Source organism: Komagataeibacter intermedius TF2 (genome assembly GCF_000964425.1).
In the GTDB taxonomy this organism is placed as follows: Bacteria; Pseudomonadota; Alphaproteobacteria; order Acetobacterales; family Acetobacteraceae; genus Komagataeibacter; species Komagataeibacter intermedius.
In genome coordinates this window covers 1-376 of record NZ_BANF01000173.1, presented here as the reverse complement: position 1 = coordinate 376, position 376 = coordinate 1, and the positions used below count along the sequence as shown (strand labels likewise).

The following is a 376-nucleotide window of genomic DNA, read 5'->3' as shown; positions in this document are numbered from 1 at the left end:
GTGGATCGTCTGAAACAGGAAACGCCGCGCCAGTTCCCGGAACCAGCCATAGACCGTTCGCCAATGCCCGAAATGGATCGGCAACATTCGCCAGCCACAGCCCGAGCGGACCAGATAGCGCACCGCGTTGATCACTTCGCGGAATTCAATTTCCCGCGGACGTCCCATGCGCCCAGGCTCAGGCATCAGTGGCGCGATCCGCGCCCATTCCTCATCCGTCATGTCAGACGGATAGCGCTTCGTCTTGCGGGTGATACTGGCCATCCGGCCTCTCTGCTCTGGCGTCCACATCCAGGGCTTGAATCACACCCTCACCGAATTTCCAAACAGGCTCTCACAGGCCATGATCTTCGTCGCCATGGGGGCCAATCTCATC

1 protein-coding gene is annotated in these 376 nt (G+C 59.8%); it reads right to left on the bottom strand.

Translation table 11 applies throughout. From position 1 onward, the window contains the following. A partial coding sequence (locus B7449_RS15195; RefSeq protein WP_148431358.1) for a transposase occupies positions 1-291 on the bottom strand: 291 nt, incomplete at its 3' end. Positions 292-376 lie beyond the last annotated feature (85 nt).